This window comes from Salinivirga sp. (assembly GCF_055145285.1).
On sequence record NZ_JBSRDC010000063.1, the window covers coordinates 76880 to 102654 of the forward strand.

General features: G+C 41.4%; 14 protein-coding genes. 8 read left to right on the plus strand and 6 right to left on the minus strand.

The genetic code is table 11. The features are described from left to right. Positions 1 to 8: 8 nt before the first annotated feature. Genes hisB through hisG form a run of 4 tightly spaced genes read right to left on the minus strand, consistent with a single transcriptional unit; the run spans position 9 to position 4363 of the window. Entirely contained in the window at positions 9 to 1115 is a 1107-nt protein-coding gene (gene hisB, locus ACTB0Y_RS13675; protein ID WP_463207390.1) for a bifunctional histidinol-phosphatase/imidazoleglycerol-phosphate dehydratase HisB, read from the minus strand. Between the two features lie 10 nt (positions 1116 to 1125). Continuing rightward, entirely contained in the window at positions 1126 to 2196 is a 1071-nt protein-coding gene (hisC, locus tag ACTB0Y_RS13680; protein ID WP_463207391.1) for a histidinol-phosphate transaminase, read from the minus strand. Continuing rightward, positions 2193 to 3488 carry a histidinol dehydrogenase gene (gene hisD, locus ACTB0Y_RS13685; RefSeq protein WP_463207392.1) on the minus strand — a complete coding sequence of 432 codons (1296 nt, stop codon included), beginning with the start codon at positions 3486 to 3488 and terminating at the stop codon, positions 2193 to 2195. Before hisD ends, hisC begins: the two co-directional genes overlap by 4 nt. Positions 3489 to 3505: 17 nt before the next feature. After that, positions 3506 to 4363: an ATP phosphoribosyltransferase gene (gene hisG / locus ACTB0Y_RS13690; protein WP_463207393.1), complete on the minus strand. Its 858-nt coding sequence runs from the start codon at positions 4361 to 4363 to the stop codon at positions 3506 to 3508. A 611-nt stretch (positions 4364 to 4974) separates the two neighbouring features. Between hisG and ACTB0Y_RS13695 the strand changes: the two genes are divergently transcribed. The 4 genes from ACTB0Y_RS13695 (at position 4975) to ACTB0Y_RS13710 (ending at position 9757) form a co-directional block, all read left to right on the plus strand. Next, positions 4975 to 5292 (plus strand): hypothetical protein, encoded by a 318-nt coding sequence (locus ACTB0Y_RS13695; protein WP_463207394.1) that lies wholly within the window; start codon positions 4975 to 4977, stop codon positions 5290 to 5292. A gap of 166 nt (positions 5293 to 5458) precedes the next feature. Further along, a complete protein-coding gene (locus ACTB0Y_RS13700; protein WP_463207395.1) occupies positions 5459 to 5863 on the plus strand; it encodes a DUF1987 domain-containing protein in 405 nt (134 codons plus the stop codon). Between the two features lie 11 nt (positions 5864 to 5874). After that, positions 5875 to 9207 (plus strand): transcription-repair coupling factor, encoded by a 3333-nt coding sequence (mfd, locus tag ACTB0Y_RS13705; protein ID WP_463207396.1) that lies wholly within the window; start codon positions 5875 to 5877, stop codon positions 9205 to 9207. 52 nt (positions 9208 to 9259) lie between these two features. Beyond that, on the plus strand, positions 9260 to 9757 hold the full coding sequence (locus tag ACTB0Y_RS13710; RefSeq protein ID WP_463207397.1) for a hypothetical protein: 498 nt from the start codon (positions 9260 to 9262) through the stop codon (positions 9755 to 9757). Between the two features lie 59 nt (positions 9758 to 9816). Here ACTB0Y_RS13710 and ACTB0Y_RS13715 read toward each other — a convergent pair whose 3' ends face one another. Continuing rightward, positions 9817 to 10320 carry a hypothetical protein gene (locus ACTB0Y_RS13715; protein WP_463207398.1) on the minus strand — a complete coding sequence of 168 codons (504 nt, stop codon included), beginning with the start codon at positions 10318 to 10320 and terminating at the stop codon, positions 9817 to 9819. A 304-nt stretch (positions 10321 to 10624) separates the two neighbouring features. Between ACTB0Y_RS13715 and ACTB0Y_RS13720 the strand changes: the two genes are divergently transcribed. Further along, on the plus strand, positions 10625 to 11548 hold the full coding sequence (locus ACTB0Y_RS13720) for a DUF362 domain-containing protein (protein ID WP_463207399.1): 924 nt from the start codon (positions 10625 to 10627) through the stop codon (positions 11546 to 11548). Between the two features lie 3 nt (positions 11549 to 11551). Further along, the gene (locus tag ACTB0Y_RS13725) at positions 11552 to 13111 is read left to right on the plus strand and encodes a 4Fe-4S dicluster domain-containing protein (protein WP_463207400.1); all 1560 of its coding nucleotides are present in this window, start codon (positions 11552 to 11554) and stop codon (positions 13109 to 13111) included. A gap of 379 nt (positions 13112 to 13490) precedes the next feature. On the opposite strand, the gene ACTB0Y_RS13730 is transcribed toward ACTB0Y_RS13725, so the two are convergent. After that, positions 13491 to 24473, minus strand: a complete 10983-nt coding sequence (locus tag ACTB0Y_RS13730; RefSeq protein WP_463207401.1) for a T9SS type A sorting domain-containing protein — start codon at positions 24471 to 24473, stop codon at positions 13491 to 13493. Between the two features lie 391 nt (positions 24474 to 24864). Between ACTB0Y_RS13730 and ACTB0Y_RS13735 the strand changes: the two genes are divergently transcribed. Both ACTB0Y_RS13735 and ACTB0Y_RS13740 read left to right on the plus strand, forming a co-directional pair. After that, the gene (locus ACTB0Y_RS13735; protein WP_463207426.1) at positions 24865 to 25017 is read left to right on the plus strand and encodes a group II intron maturase-specific domain-containing protein; all 153 of its coding nucleotides are present in this window, start codon (positions 24865 to 24867) and stop codon (positions 25015 to 25017) included. 111 nt (positions 25018 to 25128) lie between these two features. Further along, positions 25129 to 25773 (plus strand): MEDS domain-containing protein, encoded by a 645-nt coding sequence (locus ACTB0Y_RS13740; protein WP_463207402.1) that lies wholly within the window; start codon positions 25129 to 25131, stop codon positions 25771 to 25773. The last annotated feature ends 2 nt before the right edge of the window (positions 25774 to 25775 follow it).

Below are 25775 nucleotides of genomic sequence, written 5' to 3' on the forward strand. Positions count from 1 at the left end.
TTCACTTTTTATATTTGCCCTTTGGAGGAGGGCAGTTCATTTTCCGGGTTTTGTTGAATGGCCATTTTTATTGATCGTGCAAATGATTTGAACACCGCTTCAATGATGTGGTGATCGTTTTCGCCTGAAGCATTTATGTGTACGGTACATTGCGCTTTTTGAGAAAACGAGCGAAAAAAGTGTTCAAACAATGTGGCATCAATTCCACCTACGGTGTTGCGACGAATTGGAACAGACCATTTTAAATAGGGGCGACCTCCGAAGTCGATAGCGGTAGAAGCTAATGCCTCGTCCATCGGTAATGTAAAACCATAGCGATTTAGGCCTTTTTTATTGTTCAAGACGTTGGCAAAAGCTTCACCTAAGGCTAAGGCAGTGTCTTCAATGGTGTGGTGTTCGTCTACTTCCAGATCGCCCAGGCAGTTGACCCTGAGTGTAACCTGCCCGTGAAAACCTATTTGCTCCAGCATGTGATCGAAAAAACCAATTCCGGTTTTAATCGTCGGGTTTTCGAAACGGTTGAGATCCAAATACACTTCGATATCAGTCTCTTTTGTTTTACGTTTTACCAGGCTTTGTCTTTGTTCTTCTACTAAAAAGTTCACAATATCGTCCCATTCATTGCTCACAACTGCCAGATTTTGCGACTGGCGTGTGCCAGTGTTTGATTCCTGAAAAAGGATGGCCCGGCTACCTATGTTTTCAGCCAGCTCCACGTCAGTGAAACGGTCGCCAATCACATACGATTCGGCCAAATTATATTGGCCATTCAGGTAGCTAGTCAACATGCCTGTTCCGGGCTTGCGGTTTGGGCTGTTGTCTGAGGGTAACGACGGGTCTATGTGTATGGCGTCGAAAACAATGCCTTCCCCCTGGAGCGTATTTACCAAAAGGTTTTGCAAAGGAGTGAATTTGTCCAGAGGAAAGTTTTCGGTGCCCAGACCATCCTGATTAGTTACCATTACCAATCGGTAGTCGGTGCGGGTAACTAATTTTTTTAGTGCCGTGATCACACCCGGCAAAAAGCGGAACTTATCCAAACTGTCTACCTGGAAGTCATCTGCTGGTTCTGCTATAAGTGTCCCATCACGGTCTATGAAGAGTATTTTTTGCATGTTTTTATGTTTATGAGGTGGCAAGTTTTTGCGCTGTGTCTGGCTTTCTTGTGGTGCTCAGATTTTGAAGTGTTTTTAATAGTAAGCTGTTTTCTCGCGGCGTACCTATGCTTATGCGCAATGTGTTTTCACAACCGGGCAAAGTGCTTCGGTTACGTACAATAAGCCCCCTTTCTTTTAACTTTTTGTAAATCGCTTCTGCATTATTGAACTTAACCAATAGGTAGTTCGCATCAGAAGGATATACCGCAACTACTTCATTGAGTTTTTGAAGGGTTTTGGCCGTTTTATTACGTTCGCTAATTATTATTTTTACCCATTGTCTCATAACTGGGGCAAGCTTGAGGGCCTTCAATAATTGCTGCTGTGTGAGTTGATTGAGATTATAAGGTAATTTTATGCGCATGAGCCATTGAATGATTTCCGGATTGGCAAATGCCAGCCCGCCACGAATACCGGCCAGACCCCAGGCCTTGGAGAATGTTTGCATTACTACCAGATTAGGAAACTCGGCAATGCGGTTACGCCAGGGTTCAGATTCGCTAAACTCTAAATAAGCCTGATCAACAATGACCAATCCGTTGAAATTATTAAGTATTTTTTCGATGCGCTCCGGATTCAATAGGTTGCCGGTAGGGTTGTTGGGTGAGCAAAGAAAAATCATTTTTGTTTGAGCATCGGTGGCTCCTAAAATATTTTCAGCATCAGGCTGAAAACTATCGTCAAGCATAACTTCCTTGGTTGTGCAACCTTGAATGTTTGCTGCTACTTCGTACATCCCGTAGGTGGGCTGGGGTATTACTACATTAGATTCGCCCGGTTCCGTGAAGATTCTGAAAAGCAGATCTATGATTTCATCTGAACCGTTGCCAGGTAAAACACAGTTCTCCGGTAAATTATAGTGTTCGGCCAGAGCCGCACGTAATTCTGTTTGATTAGGATCCGGGTAGCGACCCAATGCTCCAAAAGGATTTTCATTGGCATCCAGTAATACTTGTTGCCCCTGTTTTACAAGGCTGCGGGCCGAACTGTATGGTTTTAGTTTGCGTATGTTGGGTCTGACGAGTCTGTCGATGTTCATGGTTGTGTATTTTTAATGTTGTCCATTCTGAGTTGCATAGCATTGGCATGCGCCTGAAGTTGTTCGTTTTTGGCCATGGTTACTACCGTTTTGCCTATGGCGTTTACGCCCTGAGGAGTTAGTTCCTGAAAAGTGATTTTTTTCATAAAGGCATCCATGTTCACGCCACTGAAAGCCGTTGCTGCCCGGTTGGTTGGTAGTGTATGATTGGTACCCGATGCGTAGTCACCAGCACTTTCGGGTGTAAGCGTACCAATAAAAACTGAACCGGCATTGGTGACCTTCCCGGCAAGCACACGTGCGTTTGATGTGGCCAGGATGAGGTGCTCTGGTGCATAGGCATTACTAATGGTCATAGCTTCATTGGTATCTTTGACTTTCACCAAGAGACTTTTCTCCAAACTAACGCGTGCAATTGCTTTTCGGGGAAGTTCTTCGAGTTGCCTGGCCAGTTCCTGTTCAATTGCTTTGAGCTTAGAGTTGTCTGTGCCAATAAGTATTACCTGGCTATCAATGCCGTGTTCGGCTTGTGAAAGCAGGTCTGCAGCTACAAATGCTGCATTGGCTTCAGCGTCAGCAATGATTGCCACTTCACTTGGTCCGGCTGGCATATCAATAGCAACACCCTCCAGAAAAGCTAACTGTTTCGCTGCGGCTACATATTGATTTCCGGGACCCAATATTTTATCGACTTTTGGAATACTTTCTGTACCATAGGTCATTGCTGCAATGCCTTGTGCTCCTCCTGTACAATACATTTTGCTAAGTCCTGATTGCAAAGCAGCATATTGAATTGCAGGTGGAATATTGCCATTTTCGTCAGGTGGGGTAACCATTGCAATTTCCCTGCAACCGGCCAATACAGCCGGAACTGCCAACATAATTACGGAAGAGAAGAGTGGCGCTGTACCACCCGGAATATAAAGGCCAACTTTTTCGATGGGCAAAGAGCGCTGTTCGCATATTACTCCTGTTGATGGTTCAATTTTTAATGGTGGCGTTATTTGAGCCTCGTGGAATTTTTTGATGTTTACAATGGCATGATCGATGGCTTTTTTAAGGTCTGATGGTACGTTTTTGGTGTTTTTATTCATGGATTCTTTGTCAACCATAAGCTTTTTGGGGGCTTTGCCATCAAATCGAACCGAAAAATTTAAGAGGGCCCGGTCGCCATTGTTTTTTACTTCACGCATAATTTTTTGTACAGCCTGAAACAGATCTTCACTCTTCTGTACGGGGCGTTTTATGCGGCGATCGAGGTCTTTTTTGTCGCTATATTGAATGTATTGCATGGTATCGTTTATGAGTATTACATAATCATTTTTTCGAGAGAAGTGACTAATATGCCCTGGGCACCGGCACTTTTCAACTGGTCGATAACCTGCCAGAATTTATTTTCATTCACTACTGAGTGCACTGAACTCCATCCTTTGTCTGCCAGCGGAACCACCGTTGGGCTTTTCATGCCGGGTATGAGTTGAATGATTTCATCCAGCTTGTCATTGGGGGCATTGAGCAGTATGTATTTGTTGTTTTCGGCTGCCATTGCGGCGTCGAAGCGGAAAATCAGTTGATTAAGGAGTTCATCTTTAGCCGGGCTAATTGCCGGGTTTTTAATTAGGAGTGCTTCGCTTTTTATTACGGATTCCACTTCTTTAAGGCCATTGCTTATCAGTGTACTACCTGAACTTACAATGTCGAGAATGGCGTCGGCCAGTCCAATACCTGTAGCTATTTCTACTGAGCCACTAATTTCGTGTACTTCTGCTCTGATGTTTTTTTGTAAAAGAAACTTGGTGAGGATTTGAGGATAGGATGTAGCGATACGTTTTTTTTGGAACCACTCAAGGCCGGGATAGTCGTTTTCTTTGGGGATGGCCAGAGAGAGCCGGCATTTGGCAAATCCCAACTTTAGCGCTGTTTCTACCGGCCGGTTTTTTTCCAGTACCTCATTTTCTCCCACAATACCTGCGTCAGCTACTCCATCGGCTACATATTGAGGGATGTCATCGTCTCTGAGATAGAGCAGCCTCACGGGAAAATCGTTTGATAACGCAATGAGTCGCCTGGCCCCGTTTGTGAAACGTATGCCCGATTCTTTAAATAACTCAAGTGATTTGTCGCTCATGCGACCTTTTTTCTGTACTGCAATTGTAATTTTCTCCATTGTATTGTTCGTTTAAATTTTTTTAAATAAAAAAGGCCGGCAGTTAGCTGCCGGCCTTTTCTGATAAAAGATTATTTTTATTCAGACCATACGCATCCTGCCACGTGTTTTATATACTCGTGATGATGATGGATATGGTGATGAATTTGTATGGTTTTATTTGTGTTCATTTTTAATTTCTATTTTACTTTTTTCATCTATCCCGATTCGCTTCGCTCCCGGGATTTATTTCGACTAAAACTTTCAATGTATTCCGATTTTGAAAGTTTAGTCTCAATAAAAAAGGCCTGCAGTATCTGCAGGCCTTTTTCTGTATTTTAGGTCTTAGCATACCACTGCGCTTTCGTCACACAATTATGTGATGATGATGATGCATGGTATGTGTTGACATTTGTTTCATTTTTTTCTCAATCAGTTGCAAGTATAGGAATGATTTCTAACATATACAAATATTAAATTAAAATGTTTGTTTTTTGTTTACCATGTTCAGCCGTTTATGTGTCTGAAAACCTTAGTATAAGCCTTTCGTGACAAAAAATAAATTTGTATAAGCAAAAAAAAATGCTTAAATTTTAGTATTACATAGCAAAAAATAATAACAATATATAATTATGACACACACATGTAAAACACTTTACGAAAAAGTAACGGATAAGTATCCGGAATTAGCTAACAGGGGGTTAGAGGTTTATTGCTCACTGGCAGGAAAAACTGAAAGGCTCGATGGCATTCATTTTTATTATGGAAAAAATTCGTTGAATTGGCTTGTTGAGCAGTTGTCCGAAAATTTGTCAGATGAAGATATGGAACAGGTATTTTACGGAATTTTAGCGGATCTGCGGGCTTTAAATAAAAAATTTAAAGATTTGGAGCACAATATTCGCTCTTTCCCATCAACAAGGCGATATTGGAGTTTACTCGACAAGTAAACGTTTGCAAATTACTTGCTAAAATGAAGTTTCCGGTCGTAAATGCTAAAACGTGAATATCAGAAAGACACGCACAGTAACCTGAGCAGCCATATTGCCGACTTTTTTTTATATTTCAAACATAAGTCGTATATTTATCCTTTAAATCAAACGAAAGTTACATTGCATGGAACCATTAATCATTGAAGCCACTCCAAAGACGCCAAAAGTTGTATTTGATCCCAATGAACAATTATACGAGATTTCAGGTCGCTCACTTCCGGAGAATGTTGTTAAAACTTATGATCCGGTGATTAAGTGGATTGAGCGAAATCTTTCAGATGCGAAGGGTCAGATTGTGTTTAATTTTAAAATGGATTATCTGAATAGTGCTTCGGCTAAAATGATTTCTTTGATTTTAAGTAAACTTGAGGAATTATATGCTTCAGGAGTTAAAGTAACTGTTAAATGGTTCTATAATACCGATGATGATGATATACAATCGGAGGGAGAAATATACCAGATGTTGAAAAAGGTACCTATTAAACTTGTGGGTATTGAAGACGAAGAAGGAGAGGAAGACGATTTTTAAAAGCTTTATAAGTGGACATTCAAGCATTTCTTACTTTACTTGAGAAGCATCCCGGCTTAACACAGACTATAGAAGCACTTCCAAAGCAAAAAAATATTATTTGGAATAATCTTAAAGGTTCATCATTATCGCTGATGAGCCTTTTGTCTGCTAAAAAACTAGATAAGCGCTTGTTGCTGATTGTGGAGGAAAAAGAACAAGCTGCACAACTTCAAAATGAACTGGAAGCCTTTCATGGGGATGGTAACGTCTATTTTATGCCTTCAGCTTTTAAGCGCTCTATTGCGCATGGGCAGCCTGATGCAGACAGTGGGCTTTTGAGAACCGAAGCACTTAGTGCTTTTTTCAACAATAAAAAACCGAACCCGGTAATGATTTCCTATCCTGAGGCTTTGGCCGAAAAAGTCTTCAGGCCTGAAGATTTAATTGAGCACAGATTGCACGTTAGGGTGGGCGACCAATTGTCTCCTGATTTTATCCAGGAAGTGCTTCAAACCTACGGTTTTGAATTTGCTGATTTTGTCTATCAGCCTGGCCAATATGCTATGCGGGGTAGTATAGTTGATGTGTTTTCATATGCAGCCGACTGGCCTTTTCGCATTGATTTTTTTGGTGATGAGGTGGAGAGTATCCGTACGTTCGATATTGAATCCCAATTATCGAGAGGCCAGAATGAAACAATTAACCTTGTTCCTGACCTTAACGATGAAACCATGTTTCAGAACAGGGCAGGTTTAATAGGGCTCTTAGGTGCAGAAACCCTTGTGGTAGTTGCTAACCTCAAATATACACAAGAACGAATTCAAGTTACCATCGAAAGTGCTTTGAAAAATGCTTCAGCTTTGAAGGAGGATTATAATATAGAGCTTGATCAAGCTCTTGTTCAGGCTGAGCATGTTACTTTAGTGAATCAAAAGTTTTTCACCATTGAGTCTCAATTAGCAAAAGAAGGAGGAGAGGCTAAAATTGAATTCGATACTTCAGCACAACCAGGATTTCAGAAAAACTTTCAGTTAATTGCCGAGCACTTAAAGCAAAATACATTTGCCGGATATCGTAATATAGTGTTTTCAACTCAGCAGAGCCAGATCGACAGGCTCACCCACATTTTTAAAGAAATGGAAAGTGAGGTGCAGTTTGAGCCTGTTATTGGCAGGTTGCATGAGGGGTTTATTGACCATCAAATTAAGGTGGCCTGCTATACCGATCATCAAATATTTGACCGTTATCAGAGATTTTATCTTAAACAACGCTTTAGTAAAAAAGATGCCATCTCTCTCAAGGAGTTAACCGGATTGCACCCCGGTGATTATGTTGTGCATATTGATCATGGCGTGGGCCAATTTGGAGGGCTTGAAAAGATTGATATTAATGGTAAACCACAGGAAGCCATAAAGCTGATATACAAAGATAACGATGTGCTCTATGTGAATATTCATTCGCTGCACCGCATTTCGAAGTACAAGGGAAAAGACAATACACCTCCACGCATACACAAACTCGGTTCGGCAGCATGGGCCAAATTGAAATCCAAAACCAAGTCGAAAGTTAAAGATATTGCGCGCGACTTAATTAAGCTTTATGCAGCTCGCAGACAAAAGAAAGGATATAGTTTTGGCGACGATACTTATTTAAACGAGCAGCTCGAAGCATCATTTATTTATGAAGATACACCCGATCAGCTAAAAGCCACCCAGAATGTAAAAGCTGACATGGAAGCCAATATCCCTATGGACCGCCTGGTATGCGGCGATGTGGGGTTTGGTAAAACCGAAGTGGCCATAAGAGCAGCCTTCAAAGCTGTTTGCGATAGTAAGCAGGTAGCTGTATTGGTACCTACCACCATTTTAGCTTTTCAGCATTATAAAACATTTTCTGATAGGCTCAAAAATTTCCCGGTGCGGGTAGAGTATATTTCCCGTATGCGCTCGGCCAAAGATCAGCGGCAAATTTTGAAAGATCTAACCAGTGGAAATATTGATATTTTAATAGGTACCCACCGTTTGGTAGGGAAAGATATAAAATTTAAGGATCTGGGTCTGCTCATTAATGATGAGGAACAGAAATTTGGGGTTACAACAAAAGAAAAAATAAGGGCCATGAAGGCCGATGTGGATACGCTTACCATGACAGCTACTCCAATACCACGGACCTTGCAATTTTCCCTTATGGGAGCCCGTGATCTCTCTATTATCAACACAGCACCTCCAAACCGTTATCCCATTACAACAGAGTTGCATCCATTTAATGAGGATGTAATAAGAGAGGCCATCGATTACGAAATATCAAGGAATGGACAGGTGTTTTTTATTCATAACCGGGTACAAAATATTGCTGAAGTAGAAGCTTTGATAAAGCGTTTATGCCCAAAAGCCAGCACAGTTCATGCTCATGGACAAATGGAAGGTAGAACGCTGGAAAAAACCATGATGGATTTTATTGATCAGAAATATGATGTGTTGGTGGCCACCACAATTATTGAGTCAGGACTTGATATTCCCAATACCAACACCATAATTATAAATGATGCACAGAATTACGGTTTGAGTGATTTGCATCAATTGCGGGGAAGGGTTGGGCGCTCCAACAAGAAAGCTTTTTGCTATTTACTCACGCCCCCGCTGACTACCCTTACCAGGGAAGCGCGGCGCAGGCTTCAGGCAATAGAGATGTTCAGTGAGCTGGGCAGTGGATTTAATATTGCCATGCAAGATTTGGATATCAGGGGTGCCGGTAATTTGCTTGGCGCAGAACAAAGTGGTTTTATTGCTGATGTTGGACTGGAAACTTACCAGCAAATACTCGATGAGGCCATGTATGAACTTAAAGAAACAGAGTTTTCAGAGTTGTTTAGCCACGAGCAAGCAGAAAAAGTTGAGGATAATAAGGATTGGTCGCGCGAATGTCAGGTGGATACTGATTTTGAAGTACGCTTGCCCGATAGCTATATTGCCAATGTCTCCGAACGCATTAAACTATACCGTGAATTGGACAATATGAAACAATCGGATGAAATAGAGGAGTTTGAACAACGGCTTGTTGATCGTTTTGGCGCACTCCCCAATCAGGCTGTTGACTTGCTTATCGTTGTTAGGATGCGTATGCTGGCACGCAAGCTTGGTTTTGAAAAAATAGTGATTCGAAGTGGTAAAATGCTGGCATGGTTTATTAGTAATAAAGAAAGTTCTTTCTATGAATCAGAGGTTTTTATGCACATTTTGGGTAAGTTGCAGGAAAATCCACATATCGGCCGAATTGAAGAAAAGAACGATAAATTAAGGCTTGTTTTTACGGAAATTGAAAATGTAACAACGGCGCTGGAAAAATTAAAAAAAATTATGTGATCCTCATTTTTGTATTAACTTTACATGCAGCGAAAATAACAAGTTAAAGCTTATGGATTTTTTCAAGGAACCGAAAACCATATTAGAACTTTTTACATACGACCTTACAACTTTTTTTTATGAGGACTATAAGGAAGTGAACAGTGAAGAGATTTTGGACACTGTATTGATCGATTATGAAAAAAATCTTCCCTGGAAAGAGTTTGAAGTGTTTAACCGTGTTGTATTCAGAGTTTTTATTGAAAAAACAAATATTACAGGGACTAATCACATCAATGTAACTTTTCATGCTGATGAGGGTTATACTAAAGAGCATATTTTAAAAATTGTAGAAAAAGTTACACGCATTACCGGCATAGATGATAACCGTAAAGGTTTTTGGTCCAGCAGCGATGATGTCCAATTCGAAAAGGGCCATGTAGACCGTATGTGGACACTCGGGAAAAACGAAAATATTTATTCCCTGAGACTTATTTACGATAAAAACAACGGTTTGCAGTTATCTATACTGTTTTTCACCAATTTACTGAAGCAGCTCGGTAAATTGTAAATCTATTCTTATATTGGTTAACAGGTGGGCTGCCAACCCTAACTACCTGTCTAAAGAATCTATTTTAAACTTTTCCTGAAAAAAACCGCCACATAAATACTAAAAGCCAGCGTAGTGGCTCCCTGAATCCACAGGCTGGTTGAAACCAATCCCATGTGCAAAACTGCAGTTTGTATGAGTAAATATTTCGCCACATAATAGGCAAGTTTACTCAGGATTATACTGGAAAGTATGGCTACAAACTTCGATTTAACGCTGTTGGCAATAGCAAAGAACAACACTACATTGAGTACCAGTTCAGCACTGATAAGGATGGCCTTGGGCAGTACCGGATGACCAGAAACCAGAAAGGTGAAAAATGGTAGTGTTGCTGCCAAAACAAGCGCATTGATTTTATGTGTATGTACCAATGCCAGAATTAACACAATGCGCATGGGCTCCAGCAAATAAAGAGGGAAACTCAGCATATGTGAGATTGCCGGAATGAAATAAATAAAAGTAATAGCTGCCACATCAAATAAGGCGTGGAGCAGCTTCCGGTTCAATGTAATTGTTGTAGCCATAATTTTTTTATTTAATCTTATAAATTTACAAATATTTCATTAATCAACAATACAATTACAAATTCACTTTAAAGTATTGATATAAAGGGCATTAGTTTTTATTTGCTATTTTATATTCATTTTAAATTATTGAAATTTTATGCAATTTTCTTAATTTTTGCTTATATTCATAACTCACTAAAATATTGGCTTTTGCAAATTGGCTGATGTCTGCTCCACTTGTGTATATACAAATGCATAAGTACATTATACTTCAAGCATGCAGCTTTAACGCATTGATTTTTCAAAGATTAAAATTTTTACCATGGACAGAAGAGCGTTTTTGAAAAAAAGTTTCAGGGCCGGACTATTTGCCGGCGCCGCACTTGCTTTTGGGCGCTATGGCGAATTACTTGCCAATACAGCCCAAAACAACAGCATTCCTTATGATTTGGTTGCAGTACGAAATGGCGAGCCGGCTCAAATGTATGAACGAGCCATAAATGCCATGGGCGGAATTTCCAAATATGTTAAAAAAGGCCAACGTGTAGTTGTGAAACCCAATATTGGTTGGAATGTAGTACCTGAATTGGCTGCAAACACTAATCCTGAACTGGTAAAGGCCATTGTTAAAAGTTGTTATGAGGCCGGAGCTGGGTCAGTTTATGTGTTTGATAATACCTGTGATGATTGGAATAAATGCTATGATAGCAGTAAACTAAAGCAAGTTGCTAAAGAAGCCGGAGCTCAGGTTGTTTCCGGAGCCAGTGAAAGATACTATCAGCATGTAGATATCCCACAGGGAAAAAAACTCAAAAGTGCCAAGGTACATGAGCAAATTCTTGAAGCCGACGTATTTATTAATGTGCCAATACTAAAAAACCACGGTTCAGCCAAACTAACCATAGCCATGAAAAATCTTATGGGTATTGTTTGGGATCGGTCGTACTGGCACCGAAATAACCTGCACCAGTGTATTGCTGATTTTTCTACCTGGCGTCAGCCCGATCTCAATATTATTGATGCTTACCGTGTAATGATGAAAAATGGTCCGCGGGGTCGTTCCGATGCAGATGTGGCCAAGATGAAGTTTCTGGTAATGTCTGACGATATGGTAGCTGCCGATGCGGCAGCCAGTAAAATATTTGGCATGCAACCGGAAGCTGTGCCTTACATTCAATATGCACACGATATGAACGTGGGTAATATGAATCTGAAACAACAAGAAATCGGACGTATTAAAATTTAATGCATGAATTACAGGTACCTGAAAATTTTACGCGTCGCTATCGCCACCATTTTTTTATTTCTTGCAGGTATAGCTTTTATTGATTTTACTGGTTTGTGGCCAAACGAACTTATTAAAGGTACCATGTGGGTGCAGTTTGTTCCCTCTTTGTTGACTTTCTCCAGGCTGTTTACTTTCACTGCCCTGGGTTTTGTGGTTGTTTTGGTGCTGACTCTACTTATTGGGCGGTTTTATTGTGCATCTATATGTCCATTGGGGATTTTTCAGGATGTAATTCTCAGAATTGCCCGCCGGTTTAAGAAAATTCGGTTTCGTTACCATAAACCCGTACGTTTAATACGGCATATACTTTTTGCAGTTACTGCTTTAACGTTAATTTTCGGGAGCTTGCTTGCCTTGAATTTTCTCGATCCATACAGTTTGTTTGGTCGTATCTTTTCCGATTTGTTCAGACCCATTGTGATAGCTTTTAATAACATGATGGTTGGCATATTCCAGGAATTTAATGTTTATACCCTTTATTACATCGACGTACACCCATTGAGTATTGCGGTGTATCTTGTTCCGGTACTTTTTCTGGGTCTTATAACCTATTTAACTGTTACCCACGGCCGGTTGTATTGCAATACTGTGTGCCCGGTAGGGACTTTGTTGGGCTATTTGTCGAGGTTTTCAATTTTTAAAGTGCGCATTAATACGACAAACTGCACCAATTGCAAACTGTGCGAAAGAGCATGCAAGGCAGAATGTATCTCTCTGTCTGACCATAAAATTGACCATTCGAGGTGCATTGCTTGTTTTAATTGTCTTACAGTGTGCAACTTCAATGCAATTGACTTTGCAGCAAAAAGTCAAAAGCTCCAGCCTGTAACCATAGACCAGCCCGATGATCCGGAGCGCAGACAAGTGCTTAAAACATTAGTTGGCGGCGCTTTATTGACTCCACTTATGAGCCCTGGGCAGGATCAGGAGATTTATAATACAGCTACAGTGCCAATTAAGCGAAGTCAGTATACCACACCCCCGGGATCGGGCGATGTGAAAGAGTTTTTGTCAAAGTGTACAGCATGCCACCTTTGTGTAAGCGCATGTCCCACCCAGGTCATTCAGCCCTCTAAAGACCAATTCGGCTGGGAGCATTTTATGCAGGTGCATATGGATTATAAGGCAGGTTACTGTACGTACGAATGTACCCGCTGTACAGAGGTTTGTCCTACTGGAGCACTTTTACCATTAAAAGAGGAAGATAAAAAACTGAAGCAGTTAGGTAAAGTGAATTTTATAGAAGACAATTGCATTGTGAAAACCGAAGGTACCGATTGTGGATCTTGCGCTGAGCATTGCCCGACAAAAGCTGTTTATATGGTGCCATACAAAGATGATTTGCGTATTCCTGAAGTGAATGATAAAATTTGTGTGGGTTGTGGCGCATGTGAGCATGTATGCCCCACAAGACCTTACCGTGCAATTTATGTGGAAGGCAACGCGGTGCATGTGCAGGCCGAAAAACCAAAAGAAAAGGAAGCGGAGACCCCCGATCACGAGGGTGATTTTCCTTTCTAAAAAATGTACATTACTAATTTTGCACTATCACCGGCTGTTTGAGTATTTTTTGCCCATTGCTAATATTCAACACATGCCAACCCGCAGGTAAATTATCGCAGTTTAACTCCAGTTTCCGATTTCCCGGAGCAACTTCAAATTGTAATGATATACAGGTTTGCATACCCGTCCAAAAGAGTGTGTCTACTGAATATGTCAGATTAGTGAATATGTGTTGTTGCGTTGATGAGCGGCTTACCGGGTGTGGGAGAATATGTATTGGATCAGGGCTCGTTAAAATAAATGATGTTTCTATATTTTCGTCAAAGCTATAAATAGGTTATAGCATGAGAGAAGAAAAAAGCGAGACTTTCTGGGGTCTCGCTTTTGAGTTATTTGGTTAATAAATTATGAGGCGTTTTACAGCGGTATGGTTTTCGAATTTTACATGAACAAGGTATATGCCGCCGGGCAAACTTGTGAGCTGGTTGAGATTGACCATTTTTTTATTATCTGGTACAGGTATTTTGTTCTGGTAAACCATTTCGCCGGTCATACTCATGATTGAGAGTGTAATCGTCGACACAGGCTGTGCATTTTCGATTTCCAATGTGAGATCACCCGCGCTGTATGGATTTGGATAAATGTTAAATGAATGATTATCAAGCAAAGTGAGGCTTTCTGAATGCACAGCAATGGTTTGATGAATTTCGAAGTTACCATCAAAATCTACTTGTTTCAGACGATAATAATTAATTCCGTTGACCGGATTTAAATGTGTGAAACTGTAATCTTTTCTTACAGCGCTGTTACCTGCACCTGAAACCGATCCGATGGGAGTGAAATTTACTGCATCGGTGCTGTGTTGCACTTCAAAATAGTCGTTGTTGGTTTCTGAGGCAGTAACCCAGTTGAGGCCTATTTTTCCGCCTTCATCTTTGCCTGTGAATGAAATTAATTCTACCGGCAGTGGGTGGAACTGATCATTTGTAGTTGCGAGTGTAAATACTTCAGAACCTCCTTTTGCACCATCGAATACAACCACATCACCTGAGGTAACAGTTCCAAAATTTCCTCCGTCTCCTGTTGCTGTTCCGGCATTGGTTGTAATCCATTCAGAACTGTTATTCAAGTGTGCTACTCTAAGGGAGTTTAATTGGTCGCTGTTGACGTAAAGATCGCCATTGTAATTATCGTACCATGATAGTGTAACTTCTGCATTTCCGGCTGATGATGTTATGGACCAACTTTCCTGATTACTAACCCGCACAATTTCTTCTCCTGTTGCAATAGAATTTTCTGCAGGGGGTGCATTATTGAACTGAGCTGTCCAGGTATTTGTTCCCGGAGCATCGGCGGTGTTTACTTTTACAGGTTTATACACTGTGCCAGCTCCAATTGGGAAGAAAAATTCGTCGTTGCCCAAAATTACTTTATTCAGGACTCCATCAATATAGCTGGTAACAGGACCGCTGGCTGCAGAAATATTCGTGGTTGCATTTTGCCCCAGCGTAAGGAATCCGTTTGAAGATAGCACTCCGTTTGTGAGGCTCAGTGTTCCGTCAATTTGTTTGCTGCCTGATTTAAGAACAAGGCCTGAGGCATTATCAATAACAACATTATTTAAGGTATTACCGCCAGTAAAGTCCCCTGAGATGGATTGCTCAGCAACACCATTAAATGTTACAGTTCCATTGTTGTGATTAAATGTACCATTATTGGTGAAATCGCCGTTAAGGTAAAGATTATTGTCTGATGATGTAAGTGTAACGCCGTTATCGATCATCACATCATGGAAGCTTAATTCATTACTACCATTGAGTGTGGTGTTTCCTTTAAAGTTTACTGTTCCGGTGTTGGGAATAAAGGTACCATTGTTATTCCATGTACCGTAAATATCAAAATTTGTTTCTCCCTGCATTGTAACAGTTGCTCCTGCTTTAACAGTAAGCCCACCACATTCGGCATCGGAATTGATAACGGGCATTCGGGTCGGTGACTGTGGAATAACTACTGCATCGGCAATAGATGGGCGGTTACCACACGTCCAGTTACCATCATCATTCCAATCTTCGTTATGAAGCCCGTCCCAAATTCGATCACCAACCGCAATAGTTATTGCATTGCTTGTAGTGGCACACCCGGCATCAGAAGTGGCAATTACTTCAACTTCAATATTGGTTGTTATGCTGTTGATGTTGAGTGTGTTGGTGGTTCCGGTCTGGTCGTTTGCTCCGTCTACCATGAAATTATAATCGGCAACCGATACCCCTGCCGTTTCAGTTGCGGTAAATATAATATTCGATCCGTTACATGTTACATTGTCGGCATCATTGCTGGAAAGTGTTACTTCGGGCATGGGGTGGATATTAATATCGATTGTGCGTGGATCACTATCGCCGCAGGAGTTTGAAGCCACAATTTGCAGGGTTCCATCATCGGTGACTGAACTAAAATCGGCTGTTATACTGTTGCCCGATCCGGTAAAAGTTAAACCATCATTTCCATCACCTGTATTGCCATTGTTGTCAAAAGTCCATGTGTAATTTACGGTGGCATCATCGGGTACAGTATATTCAACATCCGTTTCGGTTTGACAAACATCTGTACTGGCAACAATAAATTCGCCGGGTTGTGCAGCAAGTACCGGGAAGTCAATATTGACATCATCAGAAGCGGTACAGCCACCATTATCTACCGTGTAGGTTAATGTGTAGCCAGATCCGTTTGTTCCGTTAAAAACAGTGCTTTCCGAAGTTGGGGCAACAAATGAACCACCGGAGCCGGAAGTTACGCTCCACAGTACTGAACCCACAGATGGTGCTGAGCCTGAAATATTGGCCTGGGTGCCACCGCAAATAGATTGGTCTGGTCCTGCATTCGGCACACCGGGTTGCTCATAAGCAGTAATTTCGTTTTGATCTACCGCACCTGTTTTGGCTCCATCATATGTGAATGCAGTAAGTTTGTATACGCCACCACCAGCCTGCGTGGGCAGTGAGTAAGGTGTAGAAGAAATAGTAATATCATCCTGAGGCACACCATCAATTGTATAGCTCAGCACGTAATTTAACGCCGGACTTGATGAGAACGAAACCGGAATGCCACTTGTACCACAAACTGGCCCTGTTGGAGTGAATTTAGCACGCGGTTTTATTGTATTGATGCATGCGGTTGAAAATTGCGAATATCCATCGGTGGGGATTGTAATTCTGCTGCTTGTGGTTACTGTTCCTGACGTGTTGTTTCCTGCTGCTGTGGAACTTAATTCATTCCAGACAGAATTCCCTTCGTCATAGCGTGCTACACGCATATCATCAGTTCCGTTTTGTGTATTGGCTGGTGTGAGGTCGCTGTTTGCGTCCCATTTTAAGCCCACTTGTGCTTCACTACCCGCGGTTGCTGAAACGGTCCAGCGATCGTATGAGTTTACATAAGATAACGGGGTGTTGTAACTTGTGTATGTATCATTCGGTGTAAAATATTCGGCTGTCCATTCAATAGTTCCCGACTGACTGGCAGAAAGGACTAATTTGTTGCCCAGTTCGTTCTCTTTACCTACGGGGAAATTGAAGTTATCGCCCTGAATAATGGTTTTGGTCAGCGGGCCGTTCACGAACGAGTTGCTTTGACCTCCTGCAGGTACTACACAGTCTGTATTTGTATTGGTAATTGTAAGCTGGTTGGTGGCGGTTGTGGTGATGTTTCCATCGGTAAGCAAGAGTTTTCCGCTTACTTCAATATCGCCACTCGCGTTGATGCTTAAGCCGGCGGGGTTATCTATTTCTAAATTATTGAAGGCATTACTTCCGGTAAAATCACCCAAAGCTCCACCCACGATTTGTGCTGCTGTTCCGGCGAAAGAAACCGTTCCGTTTCCGCTAACAAATGCCCCGGTATTGTAGCGTTCCATTGTGCCTTGTATGGTCAGATTGCTGTTGTTTACACTGTTATCTACAGTTGGGCCGTCAATCATTAGCTGTTTGCACGCAGTCAGGTCTTTATTGGGTAAAGTTCTGGAACCTGTTCCTGTAAAATGTAGGTTAGGAACTGAGGTGTAAAGATCGGCAATAAGATCATAATTGGTTGAACCGCCATATTCAAGGGTTGCATCGTTGGCGCAATCAAAGAAGTACATGTAACGGCCTGCAGGAAATGTTCCGTTTTCCAGGTGTAATGTTCCTGCACCTGTTACCGTTCCGAGGTTGTGGCCATAAGTTGTGTTGGTTACTTTAAGCTCACCATCAATACTGATTCGGTAGGCTGAGGCATAGTTGGTGTTGGTCGTAACTGTATGGTCACCATGAATTGTTAGAATAAATCCATTGGGCGCACCGGTTAAGGTAAAGGCGTCTCCTCCAACTTGTGTCCAAATGTTTGGATCGGACCAATCACCATTTTGGTTGGTGATAAATTCGGGCACTTCATCGGGCAGTGCTTCATCTATTCCGGCAGTGTATTCGCCCGACAAAGAATTTGTTCCTGAAAAATTGAAGCTTATGATGTCGTTGGTTTCGTCTACATTATTTGCTTTTGACCAGCTTGTGCCAGGCACTAGCAGGTGAGCTGCGATGTAATCGGCTTCGGTGTTTGATCCGGTAACCTGTACATCGTCATCCATATAATTCAACTCAATTTTTCCGTTGAAATTGGTAATTCCGGTACTTTCTACTTCCCAGTAATAGGTCAATACGTTGGTGTTGTCAATAACGCCGGGATGGTGATTGTTAATGTTGTTTACCCGAAGGCTACCTGTATTGTCGATATTGTCAATAGTCAGTTCAGCCGGGGTATATTTCCCAGAAGTTCCCAATGGGAACAAATACGTTGTTCCATTATAAGCACTGGAGAATACTTTTGAAATACCTACGTCGCTAAACACACCGTCTGAAGTAATCATTTTGGTGTTGCTGAAATTATTACCAACAATGTCGCTGTTTTCAAGCAGCGTAAGTAGTTTTGAGTTAATGTCGAAGATTCCTTTTGTTAGGATAAAATCATTCTGTAATGTAATTTCTGTTACTAATCTGGCGCCGGCGGCATTATCTAATTCCAATTGGCCCCAGGTTCCAGTACCTCCGATATTTTGTTGCTCACGTCCATTAAGGACAATTCCTGTTGTGTTATCGGTGTAGTTGGCATTGTTGGTTACGTCTCCTTCCACATTTACGTAATAGCTATCGCAACTTAGCGTTCCGTTGTTGAGCGAAAGATCATTGTTTATGGTGATGTTTTTACTAAGAGAAACGCTTGTAACAGGCGTGATTACCGCATCGTAAAAACTTATAGCCGAAGTACCTCCAATGGTTTGTTCGCCACCATCAAATGTTGTGAGATTTCTTTGATGGGCATAACTACCATTGTTCGTAAAGTTGCCTTTTACGGTAACAGGGATATCGAAATTCACATTGGCATCAAGCGTTCCTGCATTATTGATTAATAAGTTATTTTGGAGTGTAAGCGGGCTCACCAGTAATTTTACATTGGCATTGAAGCCGCCGGCCCCGTTTATGGTCAGGTTCCATACAGGTATATTCGCATCGAAGATATAGTTTTGGCCTGCGCTCACATCATCGGGATTAAAAATAATTTCACCGCCTGTAACGCTACTCATTTCAGGACGCAGATAAAGGTCGCCATATGTTCCGGCACCGCCGCCACGTTCAATGGTAAGTGTTCCGCCTGACATGTTGAATATACTTCCGGCATTGAGAATTTCCATTTTGGCGTTGTCGGTGTTATGATTGCGACCATTAATGGTTACATCGCCACCCGATTGACTGTATTTGAGAATCCCTGCCGAGGTAGACGGATTTCGGCGAATTTGTCCGTTTACCGTTAAATTACCATCCTGAATGTCAATTTCTGAGCTGCCACCTCCGGAATATTCGATGTCGTTATTATTGTTGGGTGCTCCTGTTTGACCGACATACACATCGCCATCAATAACAGTTAGTTTTCCGTAAAGGTACAAATCGTTATCGTTTACGTTGTCATTGGCCAGGTAAACCGTATTGCCGGGCGAATTGATATACAATCCGGCAGTTGAAGGTATGGTAAACTCACTATTCTCTGTTATGCGTAAATCATTGTTATGTAAATATTTGAATGTGCCGTTGGTAAGCGTGAGCCAATTGTCGGTTGGGGTGTTGAGGGTTCCTTCGATGTCTACGATTAATTCTGAAGACTGGGAATTTCCTTTATCAATAGTTAAATTATTAAATGTGGTTGTTGGCGTACCTGCCGTATTTGTGATATTGGCGGTTCCACTTCCAAAAAATGTTACATCGCAGTAATAATTTCCATCCTTAAATTCAGCAACATTATTGTTTATAAGGCTGCCTCCAATTCTCACAGTATTTGCCTGAGTTGGATTATTAAAAGGGTAGCCCGGGTAGACCTCCATTAAAGCATCTGTATCGATTGTAATATCTCCATCAACGATTAAATGCTGGGGTACTTCATTATTAAGGAAAATAAAAGTTCCTGCATTAACATTTAAACTTCCTTTTACATGAACTGTTTTTTCAATTACGGGATTATAATCATTGGAATTGTATGGCCAAACATTTGTGTTCCATCCCATGGCGATCCAGGCCCTGGTATCATTATCAATAGAACTACATGTCAAGTTACCATTTATTGTGGTTTCACTATTATTAGGCAACACAACGTTATCTCCGCCTTTGGCACTTAAAATAAGATTTCCGTAGGAAGACACATTGGCGGGTAAAATATATAAAGCCCCAACTGTTCCGTCAATATCATAGTATTCTGTTGTGCCTCCATTGGTGTTGAACTCTGAAAAGTCGCCTGACGGGAAGGAGAAAAATTGTGGGATACTATTATTTGCCGCTTTTTCGGTAGTTACTCTTATTAAACCATTTCCATCAGGATGGTTTAAAACGATGCTGAAACTGCTGGAGGTGTTACTTTTAATGTCCAGGATCGACCCATCTTCTATTAATAGACTGGCACAGTTTCTTACATCATAATCCATTGGGTAATCAGCCCCATTATGTTCTAATTCCACTGTATGATTGTTTTCAATCACAACAATGTCATTTTGTCCGGGAATACCGGCACCGGGCGCACCACCGCTGCTGTTTGACCAGGTTGATGCGTTGCCCCAAAATCCATCATTTACACTGTAAAACTTGACTGGCTCCCCAAATGGATCGGTTCCAACATTATCTCCAGCTGTGAATTCACCATCGATAAAATTTACTGACTGGAGTACTGTACCTGCTCCTCCTATTGTGTTTGTGTTTTCATCTACCTCAGCGATGCTATAGGTTGTCCAGTTTAATACATCATTGTTGAATTTGGCTGCTACATAGCCATTTTCATCCACATCTCCGCCTGTAATCACATCGTTTTGTGAATAGGTATAGGCGTGACTTAATGTGCCTGCACCTAAATCAAAACCTTCGGATTTTACCCGCCAGAAATAGGTTAAACTCCTGTCTTTGGTCGTGGTGTTTGGATGCTCGTATCCTACAGGTACAATTGTGATGTTGCCGAACGTATTTGGGTTTGTTTCAAAAGCCAGGGTTGCGGGTGTATATTCGGCTGCCGGGTGGCTGGTAGAAATCGTTCCTACGGGGAAAGTAAACGATGTGGCCGATGCCGTATAAGTCTTTGTGATGCCGCCATCTCCGGCATTGCCGGCTGTCTTGATGAAACGATTGGTGCCGGCATTGACTACCGTGGCATTTTCGCCAAAAGTCAATTTGTAAGTTGAGATATCTAGTAGTTTATCCTGGGAGAATGTTAATGTACCACTGATGGTTGCACTTGCACCGAGTAAAACCGGAGCTGTGCTGCCCGAGGTGTTGTTTAGTTCAATGTTGCCAAAAACACCATTACCTGAGCCGTTAATTACCTGATCGGCCGTACCGTTCAGTACAATTTTTCCGTCGCCACTGTGGGTGCCGGCATTGTATACATCTCCGGTTACATGGATGGTTTTACTGTTATCGGCCAATTCGCCTTTTTGAATGGTCAGTTTATTGTTGACGTTAATTGTATTTTGAGAACCCGATAGAGTTAATTTCTTTCCGGAGGTATTGTTGAGTGTCAGGTTGTTAAAAGTCTGCGCTGTAGCCAGATTTATGGTTAAAAGCTGGTTTTGTGTTCCGTTAAAAGTTGTTGTGTTGGTTCCGGGAGTGTAAAGAGTTCCGCTTGAAATGGTTAAATTACCACCAATAGCTACATCCTGGTTGTTGGCATTGAAATCACCGGATGCAATCGTTACATCATTTAAAACAGTCAGGCTATATGTTTTTAGATCAACACTTGCTGAGCTACTTGCCCGGTTAATGGTGAGATTGCCCAAATCGGCTGTGGTTTCAACATAAAATTCTGTGGCATCTGTACCGCTACCAGAGGTTGGGATAATTTCCAGTGTGCCGCCGGTAACACTATTGTTGACATCTTTAGAGAATACCTGAAATGCTTCACTCTCGCCGGTTCCACATACATCGTAAATACGGATGGTGCCTCCCGACATGGCAAACACGTTGGCTGGTTCATTGATGTTGAAGGTTGCCAGTCCACCATTCAAGCCATCTGTTACACGTGAAGTGTTTAATGTGTTAGAAGAAAAGTCTTTCAGGTTGGAAATGCTTGAAAATGCCGATGGCGTACGTTGGAAGCGTCCACGTAGCAGAAATGTTCCTCCGTTTTGAGTAAATGAGGCCAATCCGCCGGAACTTCCTGCTGACCTAAATTGCTTGGCATCTACTATACCGCCGTTTATAATTAATTCACCGGCAGCATCGTCCCAGGTGATAATACCACCTGATTCACGGGTAGAAAAATATCCGTCGTTGACTTGTAGTTTGCCGAGAATAGAAAAGGATGTACAAGAACCTGTGGCCACGCCACAATCTCCATCGTTGGATGCAGAAACGCCGTAAGCAAGGTTTATTTCTTCATAAGAATCGGCAGTAGATAGCACGATTACCTCAGGTCCGTTTAGTATAAGCGCACCGTTGGCAGGAATATAATAGTCTGAGTTGGGATTTGAACCACAATCTGTTCCTTCAACCAAAGATGGAATAATTGTTAGTCCTTTAAGTTCCAATGTTCCGGTTCTTATCCAAAGCGCTTTGCGTAAATCGGGGTTAGCCCCGGGGTTTTCGCCACCGATGTTGTTTCGGCCAAATAAGCGGAAATGGTCATAAGCGGTAGAGTAAACAGTTAGTTTATACGTTTTATCAATACCTTTGTCTAAGACAATATTGTAGAAATCGGTGGTACCATTACAAGTGAGTGTGTTGTTGGTAGCTCCCATAAAATAAACGGTAGCCATACCATTGGTCGGAAAAGCATCGTATTCCGGGGAGCTTTGGTTGGTGAATCTCACGGTACCGTTATTTGTGAAGTTGCCTTTTATAACCACACGGTGTGAATTTAGATTGTAATAGTCAGTGAAAGGTGCTGTTCCGCCACTCTCGTCACCACTAAGTGTATTTCCGGTACCTGTTGTAATGGATGTGCCATTGTCGACCAGTACATTGCCGTTAATGGTGAGTTGCCGGCGATTGGCTGAGTTATCGTTAATTTGATAAGTTCCTTGTTTTATGTGCAGGTCGCCATTCAGTGTAATATTATTCAACTGCGTTGCAGTAACACCCGCAGCATTTATTCGCAGGTTGTTGTACTCGGCTTGCGCAACGGGCAGGGTGAAGTCGGCAGCGTTGTAGTATTCGGTGGTGCCGCCGTTTGTATCTATAAATTCATTGGTGACAACCGATGGAAAGTTTACTGATTCGAGTTTGAATGTTCCTTTGCCCCGGAGTGCTAGTAGGCCATTCGTGAATTCGTAGGTGGATTGGTCAATTGTACCGCCTTCGCGAATTGTAATATCGAGGTTTAAGGAATTGACATCTCCGGTTAATGATACTGTGCGTCCGCTGAGAATTGTAATTTTATCGTTTTCATCAGGCAGCTCTGTGGCTGTTTGGGTTGTTCCACCGGGATCATGAGTCCATGTGCTTACCTGGTTCCAATTGCCGGTTTGGTAGCTATAATAATCTACGATAGGGTCAAACGCAACGCCATACCTATTGGCCAAATCAAGGTTTACGGCAAGTTCCGCTTCCTCAAGCAAGGAAACGTCGTAATAAATTATTTCGCCAATTTCTCCGGTAAAGTTATTACCTGCTGCATGTGTTCCACCTGTTTCATTCCGGGTTGTGCCTCCAGTGAAACCAATAGAAATATCGCCGGTATGTTGTTTTAAATTAGTTATTGTGCCATTAGAAGTTTGATTCGAAAAGGGCACATTATTTAGATATCCCGAGAAAATACCATTGTCCCAGTTAAATGAGAGTATGTATGTTGTATTAATACTTATGGTTTCATATAACGTTATTCGGTTGTCTGCATTATCATTATAAATATTCAGGTAAAGATTTCCATTTTTTAGATAAACGCCAATTCCATTTACACCATCACCTTCTTCATAAATGTATTGAGTAGTTGTAACATTTGCACCTGTTTGAAAGGCCACGAACATGGTTCTTTCACTTCCGTCATAAACTGAACCGCCATTAATTCTTGCATCATTGACAATATTCAGGTCATCGGTTCCATCAAAAGCCATCACTTGTTGGCTGTTCATGTCTGCTGATGCAATTTGGTCAGGACCAATGCTGTTGGGTGTAGCATCGTTTCCATTGCCCGATTGGTCTGCCCATTCTGTTATTGGTGTTGCCCCTGTTACGCCTAAGTCGCCACGGAGCCAGTAGACTAAGTCTCCTCCAAAACCATGAGGTGTTTCAACTCCTGTTACTTCAACATCGTCCATATTCCAACCAGAATAAAACCAACCCCCATCAGTAGAACCCAAAGCAAAACGTATTTTTACATTAGGGTTGTCGTTTGCTCCTGCTGGTAATTCAATGTTTTGTAAACTCCAAGAAGTTTCTTCAAAAGTAGTATTGGGGTTTTCCCATATATTTATCCATGTTGTGCCATCGTAATAATCTATGTAGCCATGATCATAAGCATTCCTTTCTAGATTTAACCATCGTTGAAAATTGAGGGTAATATTTGTATAGCCGGAACAATCAATTGTTGGAGATTCTGCTATATAGGCTCTATCTGTAAGATCATTGGGATATGCTCCATCTAAATCGGTGCCGATAGCATTGGTACCACTAAATGCCGATGTAGGGTTGGGGTTTCCATAACTGCCAGAACCTCCGGCAGGCGTGCCGCGCTCAAATTCGCCTGATAATGTCCACCCCTTATCGGTTTCAAAGTCATCACTGAAAAGCACCGTTTGCCCAACAGAGCTTAATGAGATAAAGGCTGTTACTATAAAAACAAAAAGTTTTTTTGCGTTTGTGTGTAAGGTAAAATTTTCCGTCATCTGGTCAATATTTTAGTTGACAATTGATTTTTCAGTATCGTTAAAAGCTAAATTAATAGCGTATTTTTACGTATTTTAAGTGAAATAAAATTCGAGTAGCAGGCAAATGTACTAATTTTTAAAAGGTTAACAAATGGGGTTGTAACCGGAAAATGACCAGTGGTTGCCTGTGTTTTTTCTTCTTCTGTCGCAAAATCTCTTTATTCTCGTCCATTGATTTATTACTTCCGGATACGGATAGGTTGATTTTATGTTAAGACTTTGAAATAATGTTTTGATGAACTGTGTAAAACTGTTGATGAGTGATTTTGATAGGAGGGGTAATGCAAAACGTAAAGAAGGGCTCTCTTCGGTTATTAAAGATTGGGTCAATTAATGCAAGTATGCAGATATAAAGAATCTGTTCTTAAGGATTGATGCATGCTATAGACGGAGGCTTAGGATGGTAATATGGAAACAATGGAAACGGGTTATGATGCGTTACCGCAACCTATGTAAGTTTGGCATTTGTAAAGGGGAATCTTGGGAATATGCTAATACCTGAGAAGGTTATTGGCATATTTCGAATAGTCGATTATCATCATCTTTCAAAAAGACAGGCACTTTTACCCATTGACTTTCTCCTTTTTTGTTTTAAATTTTAAAAAAATAAAAGATGCACATAAAAACTTCCAATCAAGATTCATTTGTTTTAGGCATTGGTGACTACACGTGCAATTTGGGATTACATATTGCCGGTTTGTATGAAACAGAGCAGGAAAGGGACGATATTATACTTGGTTTTCTTGAACAGGGCTACAAAGATGGAGACCTGGAATTTTACTGTCCAGCTGAACGCACAGAGGAAGATTTTCATGAAAAGATGCACGCACATTGCCCCCACTGCAACACGCATGATGAAAAGTATTTTCAAATTAGTTCGGCAAAAGATTTATACTATCCCGAAGGTATCTTTAGCCCCAAGCAAATGGATATTGGCCTGAATGACTTTTTTGAACAGTCTCAAAAACAAGGAAAACGAACCGTTCGGGCTACAGCAGAAATGGTTTGGGCGCTAGATGCCATTCCGGGCTCCGATTTACTCATGGTATATGAGTCGCGATTAAATTATTTCATTGCAGGTAAACCATGGATTAGTATTTGCTTATATAATGTAAACAAATTTTCTGGAGCTACCATTATGAATGTTTTACGAACACATCCATTCACAATAAATGGCGGCATTTTAACGGAAAATCCTTATTTTGTTGACCCGGATATTTGGCTAAAAGAAAACTATCCAGCATACCTAAATTTATAAAC